At 46.0% G+C, this 25,628-nt stretch carries 4 protein-coding genes; all 4 read left to right on the forward strand.

What is annotated here, in order from left to right; all coding sequences use genetic code 11:
• Positions 1-138: 138 nt before the first annotated feature.
• The 4 genes from lysA to KI659_RS05955 all read left to right on the forward strand — a co-directional run bounded on the left by lysA (position 139) and on the right by KI659_RS05955 (position 25,585).
• Positions 139-1,371, forward strand: a complete 1,233-nt coding sequence (gene lysA, locus KI659_RS05940; RefSeq protein ID WP_213944445.1) for a diaminopimelate decarboxylase — start codon at positions 139-141, stop codon at positions 1,369-1,371.
• A gap of 449 nt (positions 1,372-1,820) precedes the next feature.
• Entirely contained in the window at positions 1,821-16,007 is a 14,187-nt protein-coding gene (locus KI659_RS05945; protein WP_213944446.1) for a T9SS type B sorting domain-containing protein, read from the forward strand.
• Positions 16,008-16,374: 367 nt separating this feature from the next.
• Positions 16,375-24,006, forward strand: a complete 7,632-nt coding sequence (locus tag KI659_RS05950) for a T9SS type B sorting domain-containing protein (protein WP_213944447.1) — start codon at positions 16,375-16,377, stop codon at positions 24,004-24,006.
• A gap of 553 nt (positions 24,007-24,559) precedes the next feature.
• Complete coding sequence (locus tag KI659_RS05955) at positions 24,560-25,585, forward strand: PorP/SprF family type IX secretion system membrane protein (RefSeq protein ID WP_213944448.1); 1,026 nt, start codon at positions 24,560-24,562, stop codon at positions 25,583-25,585.
• Positions 25,586-25,628 lie beyond the last annotated feature (43 nt).

Here is a 25,628-nt window from a genome sequence, read left to right on the forward strand (position 1 = left end):
TTGGCTTAACAATATTTAACCAAGGTTTTGGGTTGAATTGGAAGACAGGAGACCGAGGACGGAAGGGGTAGAGAGAATTCACAAACTATTTTTTATTCCTGTAGGGCAATCTATATATTTGTCGGCAAATAAGGAAATATGGAAATCAGAAATCAGCAATTTGAAATTCAGGGGGTGTCCCTTTTGGACTTGACCAAAGAGTTTGGTACACCATTATATGTCTATGACGGGCAAAAGATCATAGACCAGGTCAATCTGCTCAAACAGGCCTTTTCCACTGTCAACCTGAAAATCAAATATGCTACCAAGGCCCTTTCAAACATCAATGTGCTAAAATTGATGAAAAAGTCGGGTACCGGTGTGGATGCGGTTTCCATAGAGGAAGTCAAGTTATGCCTGCATGTTGGTTTTGAGCCTAATGAAATTATGTACACGCCAAACTGTGTTTCGTTTGAGGAAATCCAGGAAGCCGTGGATTTGGGCGTAATGATCAACATTGACAACATTCCCATGTTGGAGCACTTTGGGACGGAGTATGGCAGCAAAGTGCCGATTTGTATCCGCCTCAACCCCCACATTTTGGCCGGTGGCAATGCCAAAATCTCGGTAGGACATATTGATAGCAAATTTGGCATCAGCATTCTCCAGTTAAAACACATCCTAAAGATAGTGGAGGCCCACAAGCTAAATGTGACGGGCCTGCACGTGCATACGGGCTCTGATATCTTGGATGCCGAGGTGTTTCTGAAAGGTGCCGAAATCCTTTTTGATGCTGCTAGGGAATTTAAAGACCTGACTTTCCTTGATTTTGGGGGAGGTTTTAAAGTGGCCTACAAGGAAGGAGATATCGCTACGGATATTTTGGAGGTAGGAGAAAAAGTGTCGGCTGCCTTCAAGGAGTTTTGTAAGGAATACGGGCGGGAGCTTGAAATCTGGTTTGAGCCGGGCAAGTTTCTAGTGAGTGAATGCGGAGTTTTGTTGGTAAAGGCAAATGTGATCAAAGCCACGCCTGCCTCGACATTCATTGGTGTGGATTCCGGGTTGAACCACCTCATCCGGCCGATGATGTATGATGCCTACCATGGTGTGGAAAACATTTCCAGACTGGAAGGTCCTGAGCGTGTGTACACTATAGTGGGATACATTTGCGAAACAGACACGATTGCTGCGGATAGAAAATTGAAGGAAGTGAAAGAGGGAGATATCTTGGCGATCAAAAATGCGGGAGCTTATGGATTCAGCATGGCATCTAATTACAACAGCCGCCTAAGGCCCGCGGAAGTCATGATTTTAAACGGCAAGGCCCATTTGATACGGAAAAGGGAATCATTTGAGGATATTTTGAGGCATCAGATAGCAATTGAGCTATAAATTGAATTATTCATATTTATAGATTTTATTGAAATTTTAACAAGATTTTGCTTTGAGGATTTAAAGCAAATTGATATTTTTACAAAACAAGTTGACCACTGCAAATAGCCCTGGTAGTTGTAACTATTTCATGAAGCCCCGGAGCCAACTCTCCGGGGTTTTTATTTTGCCCTCCCCATCCCGTTTTTTGCTTTAAGTCCCACGAAGTTTTCCTCCTGATATACACCTTAGAAAATATAATCACAAGATTATTTGGATATTACGCCAATTATTTACTTTATTTCTAAGTTAAATGAGGTTAATCCAAATATCATTTTATAACTAGCAAAGTGCAAAAAATGATATTTGAAAACACCAAATCCAAATAAAATTAAGTAAAACGCCAATTTTCATATCCAAAAACCAGTGGGTTATACGATAAATTGGGGTTTCGGTAGTGAAATTATTATATGGAGAACTTTTACGGTAGTATTTTTTACAAGTTTTTAGTCGCCACCCTCCTTTTAGTAGGTTCGGGGACAATGGTGTACAGCCACTTCAGCTCTGCCACTTTTGACGACATCCCTCTTCAGGTGGATCACATGTCATTTACCCAATGCGCAAGAACGGCCGAGCTTAGGGTGAGAGGGGGATTGCCGCCCTATCAATACGTCTGGCAAAAGGACGGTGTCGGGGTGCAGGTCGATAATATTTCTGATGGCTCCATGTCTATCCTGTCCATGGCCCAGTCCGGAACATATACGGTTACCGTTTTCGATAACAGCAGTCCTATCCAACAGCTGACGCAGACCTTTAACTTTGTCGACAGTAGGAATTTCCAATATGATCTGTCTTTTGACAAGGATCACTACTGTGAGGGGCAGTCTTATGGCAAAATTGTGGGAAATATTGTCGGGGGTGCCGCCCCCTTTGCCTTTAATCTTTATGGGGAGCATTCCTCCAGCCCGGTATATTCGAAAAGCGGAGTGGGACGGGATGTCTACCTGGATGAAATACCTTCGGGTTCCTACACCTTGGAGATTATTGACAATTCAGGTTGTAGGGAGATTTTGGAGGTGGTTTTTGAAGAAATTGAGACATTTGAATTGGCCTTGGACAATATACACCCTGAGGACTGCGATGCTAACGGTTCCTTTAGCTACTTTGTGGAAAATGGTGGGGAAAATATTCAATATAGGCTTTTTAGGATTACAAGTAGAGAAATAAATGGCGATCATCCAGCCTCAAGTTGGGTGTCAATTGACGGTAATCATGTAGAGGTTGGCAGCTTGGTAGCGGGTTTATATGAACTTCACGTAATAGATGAGTACAGAAGAGAGGAGTGTCCTGAAATAATCAGTATAGAAATTCCTGATTGGCGAAGAATTGAAATTGGTGTCCGGACCTCCCCCGTGACCTGTTATGGAGGAAATGATGGTACAATCATTCTTGACTTCCATAGAATAAATAGGCATTTGGATAAACAGTTAGGGGTTCCACAAAACTTGAGAGTTTATAGGACACCTCCTGGTGGAACAGAGATTCATGATCCTAACCAGTCGATAGGGTTGGGTAATAACCCATATTGGGAATATACCAATATGGAGGCTGGTATTCACAAATTCCGGATTAGACAAGGTGGCAATCAAGTAACCGACTGTTGGCTTCATTTTGAGGTAGAGGTAATGGCTCCTGATGCGCCAATTTCGGCTGGTGAGATTTCGAGTACCCCAGTCTCCTGTTTTGATGGGGCAGACGGTACTGCTACGGTGGTTGCTGAAGGAGGTTGGGGAGGTTTTACCTATAAGTGGAATGATCCAGCTCAACAGGAAACCTCAACTGCCAAAAACTTAAGGGCAGGTACGTATGAAGTGACTGTGACAGATAAAGAGGGCTGTGAGGAAATTTTTTCAGTAGAAGTGATAGGTCCTCCTGGACCGATTACAGCTGTATTTGACACCGATCCGGCAACTTGCTTGGGTACTGCTGATGGAAATGCTACAGTGACAGCATCAGGTGGATGGGGTGGCCCTTATACCTATTTGTGGAGTAATGGCCAAGAAGGTCAAATAGCCACGAATCTCCCCCCTGGAGAAAACTTTGTTTTGATCACAGATGAAAAAGGCTGTACCCAAGAATTTCCTTTCAATGTGCCTATCGCCGAAATTCCCGAAATAGAGGTTAATCCAGTCGCACCCATATGTTATGCCCAGGACAATGGGGAAATTCATGTACGGATTGATAATAGTGATCACAATTTTCTAACCACAGTAAACGGAGAGACCAAGCCTGGCAACAACATCGCTTTTAATAACCTTTCTCCAGGCACCTATGAAGTAGTGATCAGCTATGGAAATGGTTGCGAAATTATCGAATGGGCTACAGTTCCCGATATTGCCGAGCTCCAAATCGACAATAGTGAGCTTAGAAGGGAGCACGTACTTTGCTTTGGTGAAGAGACAGGCTCAATCACCGGTATTAAGGCCATTGGTGGAAATGGTGGGTACCAATACGAATGGAGAAAAAATATCGGTGGCAACTTCGTCAAAATAGAGGGTGAAGACCAGTCTGATATTTTTGGAATCGGTGCAGGATCTTATAGATTATATGTTACGGATGCAAAAGGCTGTTCCCTTTATGAGGTATTTACGATCAACCAACCCGGCGAATTCAAACTAGTAGACAAAACCTTTACCGATGCAAGCTGCTTTGGGGCTAGGGATGGGAGTGCGGCCATTGTTATTTCAGGCGGCGTGGCTCCTTATACCTATAGTTTTAACGGTGGTGCTGAAGTCACCACCTCAAACGTATTGCTTTCCATCCCAAACCTTCCGGCAGGGGATAACAATGTGATCCAAATCCGGGATGCCAACAACTGTCAATTGGCTCCGATCGTTTTCGAAATCGAGCAACCTGATGAAATCATCATCGAAAAACTCGAACTCCAGCCTGAAAGCTGCTTCAACGGCAGGGACGGCTTTATCCATTTGGATATAAGTGGAGGTTCAGGTGATCTCGACATCCGCTGGACGCGAAGGGGCAGCACTAGTACTATTGGAACCGATCAGGAGCTGAATGGTCTGGGTCCCGGTGAATATGTGGTAAGGGTTAGGGACATGAATAACCCCAATTGCGAGGTTACAAGGGAGTATACCATAGAGGGAACCCCTGAACTTTTGGCCGTGCCTACCATTGAACATATTCTTTGCTATGATGAGCAGGATGGAGCCATAAACCTAGCAATCAGCGGGGGTACCTTGACTCCCGGTGAGGATTATTTCATTACTTGGGAAGGGCCTGATGGTTTTAGCAGCGTGCAGCCAAACATCTCCGGACTCAAGCCAGGATCTTACTCAGTAACCATCCTTGATTCCAAGTCTTGCCAATTCTCCATGAGCAACTTGGTGGTGAGAGAACCTGCCGGTCCACTTGAAATCAACCTTATCAATGCCGTAAATCCAAGCTGTCACAACGGTGCCAATGGTCGAATAGAGATCAATGTAAATGGCGGCACAGGGGTGAAAACCATCTCTTGGTATAAATTCAACGGCAGCGCATATGAGCAAGTGCCGGGGACGACCTCAACGCTAGCCGGATTAGCGCCTGGAAAATTTATGGCGGAAGTAGTTGATCAGAATGGCTGTATGGATGATTTGGAAGTCGAATTAATGAATCCTGATCCATTGACCATCACTGTATTAGAGGTAACCAACCCGACTTGTTTTGGTGTAAATGATGGAAGCATCAAAATCGATGTGCAGGGGGGAAGCGGCGGCCCTTACAATTACTCCTGGAGCCATGGTTCCAGCCGTCAGGATCCTGTAAACCTTGGCGGTGGTACCTATACCGTCACGGTAAGGGATGGGTATGGTTGTGAAGTCACTTCAGAGGAGATCACCTTGGTGGAACCAGCACAGCTGGGCATAACGGTGGCTGAAATCCTGGATCCCCAGTGTTTTGGCTCACCTTCCCATATTGAAGTTAACTTATTGGGAGGAATTGAAGGGCAGAGAGCCACGAAGTGGACCAATCTTACTACTGAAACAGTGGTGGCTGAAGGCGAGGGAATCAACAGAATCGACAACCTTACTCCAGGTTTTTATGAGCTGAGGTATTCAAATAATGGCTATTGCGAGCTGGTAAGAATTTTCCAAGTAAGAGGACCTAGTGAGGCGCTTGAGTTGGTTATTGATATGGAAGCCAATACCTGTGGACCTGAAAGCATCGCGCTTTTTGCCAAAGGCGGTATCCCGGCCTATAGGTTTGAGTATTTTAACGGCACTCAGTGGGTGAGGGCTACTAATGCGGTGATTGCTTCCCTGATTGCTGGGGATCATGAATTCCGCGTGGTGGATTCCAAAGGCTGTATAGATGAAAAAACCATCACTTTGACAGAAAACGCACCAGCATTCGTAAGTGCTGAGAAAGTTCAGGATATCAGCTGCTGGGGAAGAGCTGACGGGGAAATCCTATATGAAATACGTGGTGCAACCCAATACAGCTGGTTGAAGTCTGCCGGAGGCTCTGTGTGGGAAGTGGTACCGGGATATGATTTTATCAAAACTAAGGAGGGAGAGCAGAGGTTGCCAGATTTAGGCGAAGGTTATTATAAATTAAGAGTATTCTATAATAATGTGGATGACTGCTTTGAAGACAGCGAAGACATCGTCATCATTGAGCCGGTTGAGTTTGAGCTTGTGAAGGCCGATGAGGTTCAGCCAGTATGTTGGGATGAGAAGGGGACTTTCACCATCTCTGTGGATGGTGGAAATGCGGATAAAAGAATCATTCTAACCTATCCGGATAATACTTTCCAGACCATTGAAGATGTAAATAATAGAACAGACTACATATTCTCCGATTTGCCAAGTGGGGATTATTCCTATGTAGTTGAGGATGTCAATTGTGATCCGCTTACCGGTTCCTTCCATATTGAAAGCATTCAGCGACCTGCAGTGGATCAGGTTATTGTCGATGATGTGACTTGCCAAGGGGCTGCAGATGGAAGGTTCATTTTTGTCAATCCTGTGGTTGAAGAAGGCCGGAGTTTCCAGGTTTTGGTAAATGGAACGGCTGAATCCCCAATTATGGACGGCAACCAGATGATTTTTGGTCCCAAGACTCCTGGGCGCTACATCGTTGCCATTGTTGATGCTTTAGGCTGTTCTTCCGAGGATTTTGTCATCGACATTGAGGAGCCCGAAAGAGAGCTGGAGATTACCTCCTTCATGAAAACCGACATCACCTGCTTTGAAGCCGGTGACGGTAAGGCCACCTTTGAGATTTTTGGGGGTAGGCAAACCTACCGTGCGGTCCTGACCAAGGTTGGGGACAGCTCTTTCAGCCAAGAGATCGACGGTATCAGTGAAGGAAATCCTGTGCTTTTTGAAGGACTGGAAGTGGGAGATTACCATATTGAGGTGACCGACCAGCAGGAGAACTGCATGGACACCCGGACCTTCACCATAAACACACCTGATCCTTTTATCGCCCAGGAAAATTACGGGTCAATCCTATGTTTGGGCGGAACCACATTTATTGAGGTAAACCTTAGCGGTGGCATTGCACCTTTCGATGTGAAATATTTCTCCCTCAATGAAAATGGGGATAAGTTTGAGGAGTTTTCTCACCTGATCAATGGCAACCGAAGCGTATATAATAATGTAGGTGCCGGCACCTATGTTTATGAAATCACTGACCGCAACGGATGTTTGGTTGAGTCAGAAACACCAATAGTGATTGATGAAGGCCAGGAGCTAGAGTTCACTTTCCTTTCTGACGATGAAACCTGCTACAATGGCTTCAACGGTCAAATTGAAATCGCTGCTGAGGGAAGCAATGACGGGGCATATATATATTATGTAAACAACCGCGCCTACACCAATCCCACCATCACAGGTTTGGGTAAAGGTGAATATCAGGTGTATGTAATGAATGCCGACGGCTGTATCAGTCCTGCACAAACCGTCGTAATTGATGGTCCTGAGCAGGCCTTCTCCTATACCCATTACAGCCAGACAAACCTGAGTTGCTTTGAGTCCGAAAATGGTACGATTAGTCTGCAACTGAGTGGTGGCACGGCGCCTTATACCGTATCCTTTGAGGGTATGGATTATTCCCTTGCGGAAAATGAAATGAAAGTTTTTGAGGGCCTGGAGGCTGAAAAACAGTATAATTTCGATGTAGTTGATGCCAATGGTTGTGCGTTGGTATTGTTCCCAAGAACGCTGACCCAGCCTGATGAACTCAAGGTTACCCACAGGCTCCAGGACATTCTTTGCTTTGGAGGCACTACTGAAATCCAGCTTTCCGTGCAGGGGGGTACACTTCCATTTACTGTCTCCTGGCAATACTCCCAAGATAACGTCACCTTCACCCAACTTGCAGAAACTGGGCGTACACTTTCCAACGCTTATGCGGGGTATTATAAATATGTACTTACAGATGATAAGGGGTGTGAATTTGAAGATGAAATCCATGTGCCACAGCCTGATTTGCTTGATTTCAATTTTGATGTCACCGATGTGACCTGTTTCCGCGGGGAAGATGGCAGTATCCGTTTTACACCTGAGGGCGGTCTTGCCGGGGATTACCGACTTTTTGTCAACAACAGAGAAGTTGCAGCCGTGGGTGGGGTTTTTGAAATCAGGGATCTCAAATTCGGTGATTACACTGCCTATTTTACCAGAGGTAACTGTATCAGTGAAACAAAGACAATAAGAGTAAACCAGCCTTTGGCGGGGATTTCCGTCAACCTGCAGTACCAGGAAGATGTAAGGTGTTTTGAGGGTACCACCAATGTGGTGTTTAACATCCAAGGTGGAAACGGCATCTATACTGCTTTCCTCAATGAAAGGGAAATCACCTTGGAAGGCAACCAAATCATGTTTGATGAGGTGCCTGCCGGACAATATCAACTGAGAGTTGAGGATCAAAAAGGTTGTGACTGGGAGGGAGAAATTACCATCACCCAGCCCGATCCTATCCAGATCAGCCAGGCAAAAGTCACTGAAACCACCTGCTTTGAAGGAGGTGATGGCCAAATTGAAATAACAGTCACCGGAGGCACTGGCGTGATCCGTTACGAATGGACAAATCTGGCAACTGGTGACATGATCGGAAACACCAACCGGGTAAGCAACCTAGCGGAAGGTGAGTATGAGGTGAGGGTTTATGATGACAGACAATGTGATATTGTTGAAAGATATGAAATCACAGCTCCTGAGGAAATTACTTTTGAGGTGGATGTGGAGGATGTACTTTGTTTCGGAGGCAATACGGGAAGTATCATCATCAAAAATCCCCAGGGCGGAAGAGGGAATTACCGCTTGATCATTGACGGAATTTCCAGAACCGGGCTGTCGGTTAACAACCTGCGGGCAAAACAGACTTATCAGGTTTGGTTGATGGATGGTGCAGAATGTAGCTCAGATATCATCGAAGTTGAAATAAAGGAACCGCCTTTATTGACTGTAAGCGCAACGGGAACCCCTGAAACCTGTTACAATGCCAATGACGGAACGGCCGCTTTGACCATTGCGGGTGGTGCAGGCGGCGCGATTGCCAGATGGTCTGACGGTGGCGTTGGTCCGGTAAGGACAAACCTTTACCCTGGCATGTACCAATATGAAGTAACTGACGCAAATGGTTGTAAGGTCTTTGGTTCGGTAAGAATTGAAAGGGCTGAGCCGATCCAGGTGGATTCCCAGATTTCAAACATCTTATGTTTTGGAGAAAGTACCGGAAAAATCGAATTGGACATCTCTGGAGGTACTGGTACGTATTCATATGAGTGGAAAAACCTGGCTACAGGCCAAGCGATTTCTTCCGAAAAGAATTTGACCAATGTGCCTGCGGGGGATTATAGGGTTACGATCACGGATGCGAATGAATGTACAATTGGCAGGACTTTTACCCTCACCCAACCTTCCCAGGCACTTGGTGTTGACGCTTTGGTATCCGACGTGAAATGCTATGGTGAAGCCAATGGTGAAATCCGCCTCTTGTTGGAAGGCGGTACAGGTTTCCGTCATGTGAGATGGCATGACCTTCCAGCCACAGAGGAGTCCCAGACTCGTAACCGCATGGAACTTCCAGCTGGGGATTATACTGTGACGGTGACTGATGCCAATGGTTGTACGATAGATAAAACTTTTACTGTCGAGGAGCCTCAGGAGATTGTGATTACCACAGTAGAAATCGAGGATGTTTCCTGTAAAGGTGGGGATGATGGCCGTGTGAAAATTAATGTCACCGGTGGCATGGGGACTCCAGTAGTCACCTGGGTGCACAATGGAAGCAAAGAGCTTGAGCAGACTGGCCTTAAAGCTGGCAGCTACACTGCAATTGTGACTGACAGCAGAAACTTCTGTTTGGAAACATATACCGTAATTATTGCTGAGCCGCTTGAGCATCTTGGAGCTGAAGTCAATGTGGAACTGGAAGTCTGCGGCGATCAAAACACCATGGTGGTGGAGGTATTCCCTATCGGTGGTACGCCTGATTATACCTTTGTGTGGTCCGAGCCAACTTGGAACGGCTCAAGACAGATCGGCGTGACTCCGGGAGAATATTGGGTCAAAATCATTGACGAAAATGAATGTGAAATAACCAAAACCTTTACGGTTTATGATGCGAATATTGATTTTACCGCAACTCCTGAAGCTGTATTGTGTCATGGTGGTTCCACCGGTTCAATCACTGTTTCAGATATCACAGGAGGAGTTGGTCCATACACCTGGTTTGTCAATGATCAGCAGGTAACCAGTGGAATGACCAGAACAGGGCTGTCAGCAGGAAATTATAAAGTCACGGTGCGTGACGCAACAGGCTGTAATGTGCATGAAGAAAATGTAGCTGTTGGAGAACCTGCTCAACTTGGTTTCATAGAAGATGTTACCGATGAAACTTGCTTTTTGGCAAAAGATGGAAAAGCCAAGATTACCCCAGTTGGGGGAGTGGGCAACTATTCTATCAAGTGGGATAATAATTCCGACCTTTTCGAAAGGGAAAAACTTGCTCCTGGCAGGCATACATTCGAAATCAAGGATGGCAACGGCTGTACATTCCCTGGGGAAGTGAATATCGGAGAGGCGACCCAGGTTGTGATTTCATCTGAAGAAATTATTAATGTTGCCTGTTTTGGCCAACCTACCGGTAGGGTGAACATTGAGGTTGAAGGTGGCAAGCCTGGCTACACGTATAAATGGTATCGCACTTTGGATATGAACAGTGTGATATCCACTGAGCAGAACCTTTCCGGAGTTGTAGCCGGCAATTATAGAGTTCGGGTGTTTGATGAGAATGATTGTAGCATTCTTTCCAGAACATTCCAGATCACCCAGCCTACAGCAGCCCTTACTGCCAGCGAGGATGTGACCCAAATAACCTGCTATAGAGCAGATGATGGAGTCATAACTGTACGAGCGAATGGAGGAACTGGTGACAAGAACGTGACCTGGGAAGACACAGATTTTGTAGGGGAAACCCGTGATAAACTTGCCCCTGGAACATATAAGTACTTGGTTTCGGATGCCAATGGATGTACCGTAAATGGTGAGGTAACAATTGTGGAGCCGACGCTATTGGTAGTTACTCCAGAACTGACCGATGTGACCTGTAAGGGTTTCAATAACGGGAAAATTGAACTTCTTGTAGAAGGCGGCAGTGGCGACTATTCAGTCATCTGGGAAAACAGCGGTAACAAGACCTTCAATAGAATCGGTCTTGCACCAGGCAGTTACACCTACACCGTTTCCGATGGAAAATGTACTGTTGAAAACACGGTAACTATTAACGAACCGGAACTCGACCTTACAGCAGAGGTTGTGGTGAGGCTGGAAACATGCGGAGAGCAATCATCCATGGTGGTGGAAGTCACTGCCCAAGGTGGAAATGGCGGTTATTCCTACACGTGGTCTGATCCATCTTGGACGGGTAGCAGACAAGAAGGCGTACAGCCGGGTAGTTATTCTGTTATTGTCGAAGATGGGAAAGGCTGCGATATCACCAAGACATTTGATGTTTATGATGCCAACATCACCTTTACCGCCACCCCAACAGATGTTCTTTGCCACGATGGCAACACCGGATCCATTACTTTAAGTGACATCAAGGGTGGAGTGTCGCCTTACAAGTTTTTTGTAGCAGGAGTACAATTGGATGAAGGTTCATTTAGAAGATCAGGCCTGGTAGCCGGTACCTACAAAGTGGTAGTAGAAGATGCTAATGAATGCAAGGAAGAAATTGAAGTGGTAATTGACCAGCCGGAGCAGATCGGTTTTGAATTCGAAACCTTGCAGCATGAAACCTGCTTTAGTGCTGGTGATGGCATGGTGGAGATTAGAGCTTTTGGAGGCGTTGGTGAATTGAGTATTGTCTGGGATAATGGAAATAGAGATTTCCTCCGGGAAAGCCTGAGCCCAAGAACCCACACTTTCAGAATCACCGATGAAAACCAGTGTTTCTACGACGGGGAGGTGACCATTCAGGCGGCAACGCAAATGAGGTTTACCCAAGAGGAGCTGGTTCCTGTGTTGTGCCATGGTGATGAAACTGGTGGTGTAAACATCAGCGTATCCGGTGGCAGAGGTGATTACAGCTATAACTGGTATTTGGCTTCCGACACCCAAAGAGAAAATGTAATTAGCACGGATAGAAATCTAGCCAATGTAGAGGCAGGCAGCTATCTGGTTGTGGTAACGGATTTAAGTGGATGTTCGATTGATAGGACTTTCCAGGTCACCCAGCCTGCCGCGAAATTGACGGCCAGCCATACATTTAAAAATATCTCATGCTATATGGCGGGAGATGGATCGATCACAGTTTCGCCTTTTGGTGGCACAGGGATCAGAGAAGTTAGCTGGGAAGATACGGATGTGAAAGGGGCCACCCGAACTGGCTTAGAGCCGGGTACATATAAGTACACGGTGACGGATGCAAATCTTTGTACCACGATGGGACAGGTGACCATAACTGAGCCTACCGAGCTAACAGTTACCCCCGAAATTAAGGATGTGACCTGTAAAGGAATGACCAATGGGGAAATTGAGCTCAAGGTTGAAGGTGGTAGCGGTGATTACTCAGTGATTTGGGAAAACAGCGGCAACAGGTCCTTGAAGAGAACTGGTCTAACCGCCGGAAACTATACCTATACCGTTTCTGACGGCAAATGTGAGTTTTCCGAAACGATTACCATCGAAGAACCGGAATTTGATCTTTCAGCACAAGTGGTTGCTAATCTTGAAGTATGCGGTGAGCAATCCAGTATGGTCGCTGAGGTTACCCCTAACGGTGGCAATGGTGGGTATAAATATGAGTGGAGACTGAAGGGGACTTCAGAGGTAATATTTGAGGACGCTAGGTTTGAAGGAATTTCGGCCGGTGAATATGAAATCAAGGTCATCGATGCCAAAGACTGCTTTACTATTGAAGAGCTAACCGTATTTGATGCCAACTTGAGATTTGAAGCATCTGCTACCGATGTCAGCTGTCATGATGGGTCAAACGGTACGATCTCCATCAGCAACCGGGCTGGAGGTATAGGGCCTTATAAATGGTTTGTGGTAATTGACAATCAGGAAGTTGAAGTAGGCAGTGGTTTGACAAGGGGGGGCTTAAAGGCCGGCACCTACAAGGTGATTTTGGAAGATGCCATGTTGTGCCGTGTAGAACAACAGGTGGAAATTAAAGAGCCTGAGGCCTTGGGTTTCACCTCCTTGGTTCGAGACCAAAGCTGTTTCAATGTTCAGGATGGCAGAATAGAGATCTTCCCAAGTGGTGGGGTGGGCAACTATTCCATCGTGTGGGATGATCCCGCCGGCAACGATTTTTTACGAGAGGAATTACTACCAAACCGGTACACCTTTACACTTTATGATGCCAACAATGGGGGGCAGTGTAGTATCAAAGGTGAGGTCTTTGTACAAGGAGCCACCCAGGTTACTATAGAAAGCGACCAAGTCCAGCATGTGCTGTGCCATGGCGATCAAACTGGTGGTGTCAACTTGGTGGATATACAAGGGGGTACCAGAGATTATGACTTTAAGTGGGTAAGGGTAAATCCGGACCTTTCAGAAACCGAAGTCGCAACCTCCCGCAACTTGTCTGGCCAAGCTGCCGGCGTCTACAAAGTTTACGTTTCCGATGCTAATGCATGTAGGATTAACAAGTCCTTCACCATCAACCAGCCGGACAATGAATTGAGCGTAGAACCGATTGTGTTTGATGCGAGCTGTTATGGAAAAACTGACGGTTCGATCAGGCTGATTGCTTCTGGCGGTTTTGGTAACAAGACTGTCAAGTGGGCCGACCTTTCTGATAATGATGCAGATCAAGGCAAATTTGAGAGAAAGGAACTTTCCCCTGGTATTTATGAGGCCACGGTGACTGATCAAAACAATTGCTCAATTACTGAAAAGTATGTAGTTGACAACCCTGAAGAAATTGTCATCAAGGTAATCGACAAAAGAGATATACTTTGCCATGGAGACAGGACCGGTATGATAGAGATCGAAGTGACCGGAGGAAGTGGGAATTATGTTCCTAACTGGGGGCCTTTTGGACAAGGGTATAAATTGGAAAACCTGGCAGCTGGAGATTACATGGTGACCATTTTTGATGGAAACTGCCAGAAATTTGAAATCATCACAATTGAGCAGCCAACAAAACGACTAGAGGCAGAAATCACCGTGAAGGTTGATATCTGCGGCGATTCCAAGGAGATCTATGCCGAGGTGGAGCCTGACGGTGGAGTTGGACCATATACTTTCCAATGGAATGATGCGGCCCAAAGCACGACTGCCAGGGTAGATAATCTCGCACCGGGTACCTATAAAGTGGTGATCACTGATGACAATGGATGTTGGATAGAAAAGGAAGTGGTGATGCCTGAGCCAAAGGAACCGATGACGCTTACTTTGGAAGGCAAAATGTCTGTATGCTTCAATGGAGACCAGGCAGAGATCGAAGCTCAGGTGGAGGGCGGCAGTGGAGACTTTGAATTCAAGTGGAGCCATAGTTCATCGCTGATTGGCGAAAAGGCCACCGACTTGAATCCTGGGACTTATACCGTAAGAGCCATTGACAAGGAGACAGGCTGCTGGGTTGAGGAAAGCTATTACATCGTCCCTATGGATCAAAAGATAGTCCGCCAAGCTGCCTTGCAGAATGTTAGTTGTGAAGGTGTAAATGACGGTACAGTCACATATGAAATGACCGGTTATCAGGCTCCTTTCACTGTAGATTTGATTGTCAATGACAATGTCATCAGAAAAATGAGGTTTACAGAGGATGTTTTTACCATCGACCAACTTTCTCCAAGGGGGTATGCAGTAAAAATTGAGGACGCCCTAGAATGCTCTGTAAACAGAACCTTTACTATTGAGGCGCCACAGCCGCTGAAGATTTCTGACAACAGGATTACCCAGCACATCTCCTGTCATTTCGCCAATGATGGCAGAATATTCCTTCCGGTGACCGGAGGAATTGGAAGCTATGTGTATGAGTGGCAGAAAGAAGGCGAGGAGGAGATCTTTACCACTACCCTGCCCGAAAGGAAAAACCTGGGTCCTGGCATTTATTCCGTGACAGTTTCCAGTGGGGCTTGCTCCATTACGGAGGTGATCGAAATCATTGAACCTCCATTGTTGGAAATGACGGAGCAATATTCTGAGATGCTGGAATGTAATGGCAGCCTAGAAGGATTTATCCATATAGACGCTAAAGGTGGCTGGGGAACCAGGGAAATCTTCTGGGCTGACGATGAAGATGAGAAGAGCTATTCCAGATCGGGACTTCCAGCTGGCATTTACGAAGCCAGGGTAGAAGATGAAAATGGCTGCTATGTTGAAAAAACAATTACCATCGAAGAACCTGAAGAAATTGATGCCTACCTCACTACCTCTCTTGAGGTAGACTGTGAGGAAAGAACAGTGGTTGGGAAAGCCTATCTTACTGTTACAGGCGGTACTGGAGAATACCAAATCAACTGGAGCAATGGAGAGCAAAATGTGGATGAAATTTCATTCACCCAGGACGGCAAATTCTCGGTAACCATACTTGATGAAAACGGCTGTATGGAATATGTGGAAACGGTAATTGAATTCCCTCCATCTTTTGCCACTGCAGACTTCAGTTATACGGTTATAGAAACCCAGACCACCAACGGCGAGGTGCTGCTGGGCGACCATATACAGTTCAATGACCTGTCCTTAGGAGATATCGTTTCGTGGGAATGGGAATTTGGAGATGGCATCACCAGCAATGAACAGGAACCGAAGCACAGTTATGCCCAAACTGGTTTCTACACCGTGAAGTTATCTGTGATAGATCAATTTGGATGTACTTCTATTCACGAAATGGAAATCCAGGTGTTGGCATCCTACAGGGTGCTGGTGCCGAATGCCTTCACGCCAAATGGTGACGGGCTGAATGATACTTTCAAGCCTCTGTACAGAGGTGTGGAGGATATCGAGTTCCACATCTTCAATAGATGGGGCGACCTGCTTTATTCGGCCTACAGCATGGAGGATCCGGGATGGGATGGCACAGTAAGAGACCGCATGAGCCCTAACGGGAACTATGTCTACAAAATCTACTTCACCACCAAAGAAGGTGACCGCAAATCCCAATCAGGTGTATTCCTGCTGATCAATTGATAATTTTCACAACCACCAACCATGTAAAAAGAGCCTATTTAGGCTCTTTTTCGTTTCAAGTCAAATTTATTTCTAGCAGAGCAAATGTGGTTGGTCCCTAGGGAAATGCAGATAGAGTTAGGATGTAGTAATTGGAGCATATAACTGGTAAACCGATAATTGCAGTTTTTTAATATTATTTGTTGCGTTTAAAAACTTTATTCTTTTAATTTATTAAAAATCAGGCTATTGAAGAATATCATTTTATGTAATACGAATTGCATAAAATAAAATAGGTAATCACAAAAAGCTTTATTTTTTCTTTAAAATTCAAAAATTCATATAGGAACTGTGCTAAAATAGTTGGCTTTTACCAGAGTCTGTGACCATGAAGCTACATATTAATCGAAACTGGATCTTAATCTGGATGGCTGTGATTTTTTTCAGCCTGATACAGAATTCGTATGGGCAAGTTTCAATTATTAGAACATCCATTGATGACTGTTTGCAGGAAACCACACTGGTAGCTACTGGTGAAGGGCCGATTACTTTTAGGTATCTGCGTGATGGGGTTTTGGAGGCTGAGGATGTAGTGGCAAGCCCTGATGCTAACAATTATTATATTTCCTCCAAAGTGGTTCCAGACGGGAGTTATATAGTTGAAGCTATTGATAGGCATGGCAATAAAGCCACTCGAAGCCTAAATGTAAATATTGTCAATCCAGTAGGGGTGGAAATAGTGACCGTTATCGATGCTAACTGTAACGGGGTAGCTAATGGTCAGGCTATTTTGAATATCAGCAGTAACCTGAATTTTACTGTAAAATTATTTGATAAATCTAATCCGACTGAACTGATCCGGGAGTATGAAAATACGGGTCAGCTAAATAATATTCCTGCAGGCGAATATATAGTGGAAGTCAGGGACATCGCAGGATGTGTGGCCTTTGCCGAAATCATCATCGAAGAACCCGAGCCACTCGAGCAGGCCGATGGAAACGGCCCTGAGGTAACGCATCCCGTATGTGAAAATGACCTTGGTTCCGCCACTACGCGAATCCTTGGTGGAAACGGTCCTGAATTTAGCTACCAATTGTGGAAAGATGGGGCGCTTTATCGCGATAACCGCCAGACTCAAAACAACGGGCAGATTACCGAAACTGACCTTGAGCCAGGGACTTACTTCTTCAGGGTTTTCACTGATCAGGCTACCGATGATAACTGCTTTGAAGACTATGCTTTCCAGATCGTCTATGCCCCCAAATTTACCATCCAGCCCACTCCCACAGCTATCACTTGCTATGGAGAAGATGATGGTTCTGCCAGGTTGACCCTTTCGGGCACACTGGATGCTCCTTTCTCCTACACCATAAACGGCGGATCAGCCACTCAGCACAATAGCGTTGATCCTTTGAATTTAATCGGTCTGGAGCCAGGAGACTATACAGTTGCCATCACCGACGCTGACGGTTGCCAGATGAGCACCACTTTTTCCATTAGCGAACCCGCCGAACTTGGCGTAAATGTGGAATTGGTAAACGATGTCTGCTTTGACAGCGTGGATGGCGCTATCCGGGTAAGGGCACAGGGAGGCACAGCTCCATACATGTTCAGCCTGGAAAATAATTTTGCCGGACTTCTTCCTTCATCCTCTTCTGCCGAGACTTTTGAGGATCTTGCTCCAGGTAGCTATACCGTGTATGTCATGGATGCAAATGGCTGTCTGACCAATACTGACATAATACAAGTGAGGGAGCCGGAAATGGATATCAGCTACACCCTGATTGACCTTACCGATCCCAATTGCCCGGAAGCGGCAAGCGGGTCTATCGAGATAGAGGCAGTTGGCGGCTGGGGAGCCCCTTGGACCTACGAGTGGGTGAGGACTGGTTCGACCAATGTGTTAAGCCAATCCCAAAAACTGGAAAATGTACCTGCCGGTGACTATACCCTTACTTTGATAGATGCCAACGGTTGCCACGAAACATTCGAATTTACCCTTACCGATCCCGAGAGCCCAATTATCGAGGAGTTGAGTTCAGAACCAACCAGTTGCCATGGCGATAGGGACGGGTCTATTTTTCTGCGGCTTCAAGGCTCAGAGCCCTATTTGATTGGGCTGAACGGTGAGGAATATATGGGAACTGAGGCTGAATTTACCGGTCTGGAGGCTGGCGAATATACCGTTACAATTCAGATTGCAGAAGGCTGTATGCTCTACAGGGATATCACCGTGGGGCAGCCTGACCCTTTGGTCATTATTTATGACAATAACATAAGCCCTTTACTTTGTTATAATGACCAAGATGGAGGTGTTGCCGGACTCCGCGTGGAGGGCGGCAACCCTTCTTATGACTATCAATGGGAAAAGCAGCTTCCAGGTGGGCAGTGGGAATCTCTGGCCGGTGAAACTTCAATTGACATTTCCGGATTGGGTGAAGGGACTTACCGTTTGGTGGTGACCGATAGAAATGACTGTGAAATAATCTCTAACCCATTCACCTTTGAGGCGCCAAGCCGACTTGATTACTTGGAGCATGCCACTACTGACCCGCTTTGTTTTGGAGAAACGGGCTCCGTTGAAATTTCCCTGGAAGGAGGCACAGCTCCCTATTACTATTCATTTGAAGGAAATAATTACCAAAGGTTGGGGCAAAACGGTCGGATTGACGGTCTCGCCGCTGGAGATTACGAGCTGCACATCCGAGATGAAAATGGCTGCACCCTTCCCCAGACCATCAGTTTTGCCATCAACCAGCCGGAGGAAATTAAGCTCGAAGAATTAAATCCAATCTTGCCAACCTGTGAAGGCGGCAATGATGGGGGATTTGAGGCGACAGTCACAGGGGGCTCATCCCAGATTTTGACATATGAGTGGTTTTTGCAGGGCTATCCAAATCAGGTTTTAGGTACTTCTTTAACTATTGACGGGCTGCAGGATGGGAATTATTTTTTGAGAGTCATTGATCCAGGAAATGTCAATTGTTATAAAATCTTCGGTCCCTTTGCTATTGAATCCCCTCCGGCTATACAGGCTAATGTGAGGATCACCGATGTGGTTTGCCAAGGTGATGAGAGCGGGGTTTTGGATATCCAAAGCATTACCGGTGGAAATTTGGCTGATGGAGAAGATTACCAAGTGACATGGACCGGGCCGAATGGGACTTCCTCCGAAAGGACCCTTACTGCCCTGCCTGCAGGAACATACGATCTTACCATCACCGATGGCAATACTTGCTTGTTTGAGCAAACCTATACGGTGAGCGAACCTGAAAACCGGCTTACGATAAATACACCGGAAGTAACTCAGCCAGGTTGTTCTGGCAGTGAAAACGGCAGGATTGAAATTACGGCAAGCAATGGAGTAGGAAATTACGATTACTCCTGGCAGTATTTCAACGAGGACACTCAGGAATTTGAAATAATTCCCGGTCAAACCTCCCGAATCTTAAGCCAAAACGTAAAAGCGGGGACCTATTTGGTGACTGTTGCTGATGGATTCTGTGAGGCGCAAGAGACCATAGTGGTTAACCAGCCCGAAGAACTTCAGGTGGTACTTTCCCAAAAAGAGGGCATCAGTTGTTTTGACCGAAACGATGGCTTTATAGAAGTGGACATCCTTGGCGGCAGCGGCGATTACCAATTCAGATGGTCCAATGGCCAGACCAATCAGAACATTTACGACTTAAGACCAGGTAACTACACCCTGGAGGTATTTGATGCCAATGGCTGTAAGGCCACTTCCGAAACCTTTAACATTGCCCCGGTTCCCCGTCCTTCCATTCAGCTGTTGGATAAGAGCGATGTAGTGTGTGAGGAAAACAGTGGAAAGCTTCAGATAGGCTTGGGCAATGGGCTTGATGCCGCTGATTTCAATATTCATTGGCTAAACCTGCAGACCAATGAGCAGTTTGGCCAGAACCAGACTACAGTTGAGGGCCTAAATGTGGGATTCTATCAGGTTTTTGTGTCGGCTGGGGAAGACTGTGTGGTTGACCGGGTGCTCAGAATTGAAGGGCCGGAATCTCCACTTACCATTTTGACTTCTCAGGTGGATCCAACCTGCCCTGAACAAGAGGGAGCTATTTACTTGAATGCTTCCGGAGGGTTTGCCCCGTATGACTATTTTTATAAAATAAATGAAAGCGATAACTGGTCACCATTGAGTGGGTCAGTACTTACTTCGCTAGATGCGGGAGATTATCTTGTTATGGTGAGAGATGCAAAAGGTTGCGAAGATGACAGTACACTGACCATCACCCAGCCAAATGCCCCATCATTTTCTGCCAATAAGGTTCAGGATGTCTCCTGCTACGGGGGGAATGATGGAGTAATTGATTTCTCGGTGACCGGCGCTTCGCATCAATGGTATAAAAGGCTGCCTGGCCAAAATCCACAGCCGATTACCGATAGTCAATTGGATGAATTGGAAGCAGGGACCTACTATATGGAGGTTACTTTTGCTGAAAACTGTACCGAAAGGACCAATGATATCATCATTCAGCAGCCAAACGTCATTCAGGCATCCTTGTTGGCAACCCAGTTGGTCTGCTACGATGATCTGGGCAGTGTCACCTTTACGGTTTCCGGAGGGAAATCCGGTAAATCCTTACAGCTTATTTCGGGCTCAGAGGTAATCGATATCAAGGAAAATCTTTTTGAAGGTAACTTCACATTTAGGGATTTGGCACCAGGTGATTATGAGCTTTTATTGACGGATGAAGGCTGTGGCGAAACGGCCCATGCATTTGCCATCCACGAGGTTTTGGAGCCTACTTTTGCCGATGTGGAATTTGATGACATTACCTGCCGTGGTGCCCACGATGGCGTTATCCGCGTGCTTGACCCTCAAGTTGAAAGTGGCCGAAACTTCACGGTTCGGATCAACGGGCAGGCAATGCCAGCGGGTCAAACGGTATTCACTGGGCTTGCCCCGGGGCAGTACAATGTAGCGTTGGTTGATTCGGAAGGTTGTGGGCAGCAGTCGAAAAGCTTCACCATCAGCCAGCCAGAAGAATTGGAAATTGAACGTTTTGATTTTGAGGACCCAACCTGTTTTGAGGGTGACGAGGGCTGGTTGAAGTTTAGGGTCTCTGGTGGAAATGGAAATTATGAAGCCACGCTTCTGCACAAAGATTCCGGTGAGGAACTAACGCTTTCCGGCTTATCTGCCAGTGCCACGCACGAATTTGAAAACCTTAGGCAAGGGGAATACCTGTTTACCCTCCTGGATGAAAAACGATGCCCTATCGAGCGGGAGTTTGAACTTGGCCAGCCTGATGGCTTTACCGTTGCGGTGAATCCCGGTACCATCATCTGTATCGATGGATCAACCACCGCCCAGCTGAATTTTGAAGGCGGCACTGCCCCTTTCACCATGGAATTGACCAGAAACGGGGAAGCTTTTGAAACCTATACATTCAACCAAAGAATCAACACCATTTCCAACCTTCCTTTTGGTCAATATGCCTATGAGGTGACCGATGGGGAAAACTGCCTGGTGCTGACGGACACCTTTGAGCTTGAGGATGGAGAGAAGATTGAAGTGGAGGCTGATATAATTCCTGTTTCTTGTGGAAACAATATGGATGGAAAACTAATCATAAAAGCCAGTGGAAGCAAGCGAGATGGTCAACTCAATTACTCTTATTTTGTCAATGGTCAGCAGATTTTCGGAAATGAACTGAATGTGCGTGCCGGCACCTACACCATCACCGCCGGAATCGGCAACTCTACTGTAGGGTACTGCGAATCCGAGCCTATCGAAGTGGTGGTAGAGGTGACCGATCCTATTCTGGTTAAGGAAGAAATCATTGACGTTTCCTGCCGTGGGGGAGATGATGGTTCCATTCTTTTAGAAGTTACAGGCGGAACCCCATTTGAGGGAGACTCTCCATACCGATACCATTGGGATCATACAGATGAAGATACGCCGTTTTTGGAAGGTCTTACAGCTGGGCTTTATCGGGTTGAAGTTGAGGATTTTAGAGAATGTAGAAGCAATTATCTAAGCTTCTATGTTGGTCAGCCCGAGGAGGAACTTTTGGTGGTGGCGACCCCTAATTACATTCTTTGTAATGAAGATGGCGAACTCTCCATCACTCTCGAAGTGAGCGGCGGCACACCTGATTACACTTATGAGTGGTCAAATGGCGCCACCACCAAGGATATTTTTGGAATCGAGCCGGGCATGTATGAGGTGACCGTAACAGATGATAAAGGATGTACGGAAACCATCACCGTAGATTTGCCAAATCCTGCCCCATCTCTTGAAATTGAATCTGACGGCAAGCTTATTCTCTGCAGTCCCCAAGAAAGGGGGAATGTTCAGCTTACGGTAAATGGTGGCACAGGCAATTATACCTACAAATGGTCAAATGGCTCTCAGGTCTCCAATCTGATCAATCTTCCTGCTGGAGATTATACCGTAACAGTGAAAGATACTGAGACCGGATGTGAAGCCGAGCACACCGTAGAGATTGTCATTGCCGATCCAATAATCGTGGAAACCGTGGAATTGGAACCGATTTCCTGTTTCGGTATGCGGGACGGTAGGATATCCGTCAACGTATCTGGCGGATTGGGAGACCTGCAACTTTCCTGGAGGTTTGGCGATCCGCAAACGGGCGTCCAGTCACCTTTATATGAATTTGAAGGTGCTACTGAGCTAACCAACCTTAAGCCGGGCAATTACATTTTGGATGTTGAAGGAGAGGGTGGCTGTAGAACTTCACGTGTGTACACGGTGGCTGATCGTGCCCCATTGAACATTGTGCCTTCTCATCAAAACCCAACCTGTAACGATAGCGAAAATGGTTCGATCAATCTAGAAGTCACGGGTGGAAGCGGGGCTTACACCTACCGTTGGGAAAATCTTGACAACCCGGATCATTGGATCAAGGACCGTACAACTTCTGGCATATCTGGTTTGGAGACGGGCCGGTACCGTGTAAGGGTTGAGGACGGTAGCTGCTCCATCAGCGAGATCATACAGATCCAAGCCCCTGAGGAATTAACGATTACTTCTTCCCATACGGAAATGCTGGCTTGTAACGGGGCTAAAAATGGTGTCATCAATAATGTCATCAGCGGCGGGGTGCAGGATTATACGATTGAATGGTCAGATGCTTCCAACATAAAAACCTGGAATAGGGTGGATCTGGAAAAGGGAGAATATACGCTTCTTGTGACTGATAAAAACGGTTGTACCATCAGCAAAACCTACATCATCGATGAGCCTGAGCCATTGGTGGCTGATTTGTTCACCAGGATTGATGTGGATTGTGAGACGCGGGAAGTGGTTGGTACGGCTTGGGTGACCATCGCCGGAGGTACCGGTGAATATGAAATCCAGTGGAGCAGTGGGGAGAAAAATGTCCGCGAAGTGACTTTCAATAGCCCGGATGACATCTCCGTTTTTGTAAGAGACAAGAGAGGTTGCAACATTGACCTGTCGAGGGTGATCGATTTCCCGCCTGTGTTTGCCGATGCTGATTTCACTTATTCTGTGATCAGTTTGGATATGGAGGGAGAAATTTTGGTCAATGATCCGATTCAGTTTAATGACGAAAGTGAGGGCCACATTATCGCCTGGGATTGGGATTTTGGAGATGGCAACAAGAGCAGTGAGCAAAACCCGAAACACACCTATGCTGGCCCTGGTACTTATGAAATCGCGCTGCGCGTATATGACGAATATGGTTGCAGTACCTTGAGTCGCATAGAGGTGGAGGTGACCGACTCTTACAGAATACTCATTCCGAATGCCTTTACACCAAACGGGGACGGCCTGAATGATACCTTCATGCCGAAATTTAGGGGCTTGTCGGATTTCGAGATGCATATTTTCAACACCTGGGGCGAGTTGCTATACACCACCACCTCTATGGAAGATCCGGGATGGAATGGTTTTCACCAAGGAAAGCCAAGTCCAAACGGGAACTACGTCTACAAAATCTACTACACCACCCGCGAAGGCAAACGCTCCAGCCGCTCCGGCGTATTCTTGCTTATCAATTAACAAAACCAGCCCTGTCTCCTCCAAGTGAGACAGGGCTAGGGTTTTTTTATCCTTATTGTGGCTTTACTAACATTTCTCTACGAAGAGGAAAACTCCCCGAAACTCCTATTAAACTCCGCGAAACTCCGCGTCCCTTTTCTTCGTAAAACAAAAATTTTTTCCACCCTCCCCGTTTTCAATAAAACCCCAAAAAAAGCACCTCATCTCCAGATAATTGTTTATTGCATAATTTTTAGAAAAATTATGTTTTTCGATGTTCTGTTTCGCTGGAAAATAAATCAATTAATATTTTGCAAAAACCAATAATCTTTCATTATTTACTATGAATCAGATGATTATAGAAATATCATTTAGGGGTATATGAAAAACATAAAATTTTATTCCTAAAGATGAAATGCAAATATTCCGATTTATAGTACATAATTTAAACCTTGAATAATTAAGAATTGCAAGAGTAAAAGTAGGCCGGCAGAGAGTGTTGGTAAAGAGTATTTTTTTAAAGACTTCTAGTTTGTTCACCGCTTACTGGAAGGATTACTTAACCACCGTGAAGATGAAAAAAATTCTATTACTCATTTTACTTTTAGGCACCGCCTTTCAGGCAGCGGCCCAGGATGTGCAATACTCACAGTTTTATGCCAATCCTATGTACCTAAATCCTGCCTTTGCGGGATCTTCGGAGGTGACCCGCGTGGGGGTAAATTACCGTAACCAATGGCCGGGGCTGGACCATTCCTTCAATTCCTACACCGCCTATATCGACCACTACATGTTTGACATCAACAGTGGGATAGGCTTGATTTTCAATGGCAACAGAGAGAGCATGGCCCATTTAAGCACCATGGAGGTGGGAGCCATTTATTCCTATAGGGTAAGGCTTAACATGAATACCTTCCTGCGTTTCGGCGGCCAGGTGAGTTATGTGGGCAGGGATGTAAACTTCAACAATCTGGTTTTCGGTTCCCAGCTGGACATTCACCGCGGTGCTATTGATGATTTTAGCGGGGAACTGCTGGGAACGGACAGTAGGCACAGGTTTGCAGATTTCAATTTTGGGATGCTGCTCAACGGGGAAACCTACTGGGTGGGGATCTCCGGTCACCATGTCACCCAGCCCAACCAGAGTTTTTTGGATGACAACATCAGCCGTCTGCCCATGAAACTTTCCGCACACGGCGGGATTCGCTTTGATTTGGGAAACGGCAGTATCAACAACTTCTTTAGCAATTCCAGGCAGGAAAGGGAGATTTCCTTTGCTTTCAATGTAAAACATCAGGATCCTTTCAACCAATTGGATATCGGTACCCAGATTTATCTGCAACCTATGGTGATGGGGCTGTGGTATAGAGGTTTGCCCTCCAAATATTCTCTGCCTAACAATGAATCCATCGTGGCGCTTTTCGGCTTTTCGCTTGATAGTGGAGTCGATATCGGATACAGCTTTGACTTTACCACTTCAAAGCTTGGTCTTATCAATGCCGGAGGAGCACATGAGATTTCCATCCGATATAGCTTCCTTTTCGGAGACCCTAACCAAAGGGACCGCCGAAGCAGGATCATCCCATGTTTCAGATATTAAAAACAGTGTGTGGTTAACTTTTTTATCTAGGTGAACAAATTGT

This window comes from Litoribacter ruber (assembly GCF_018449405.1).
GTDB classification, from domain to species: Bacteria; Bacteroidota; Bacteroidia; order Cytophagales; family Cyclobacteriaceae; genus Litoribacter; species Litoribacter ruber.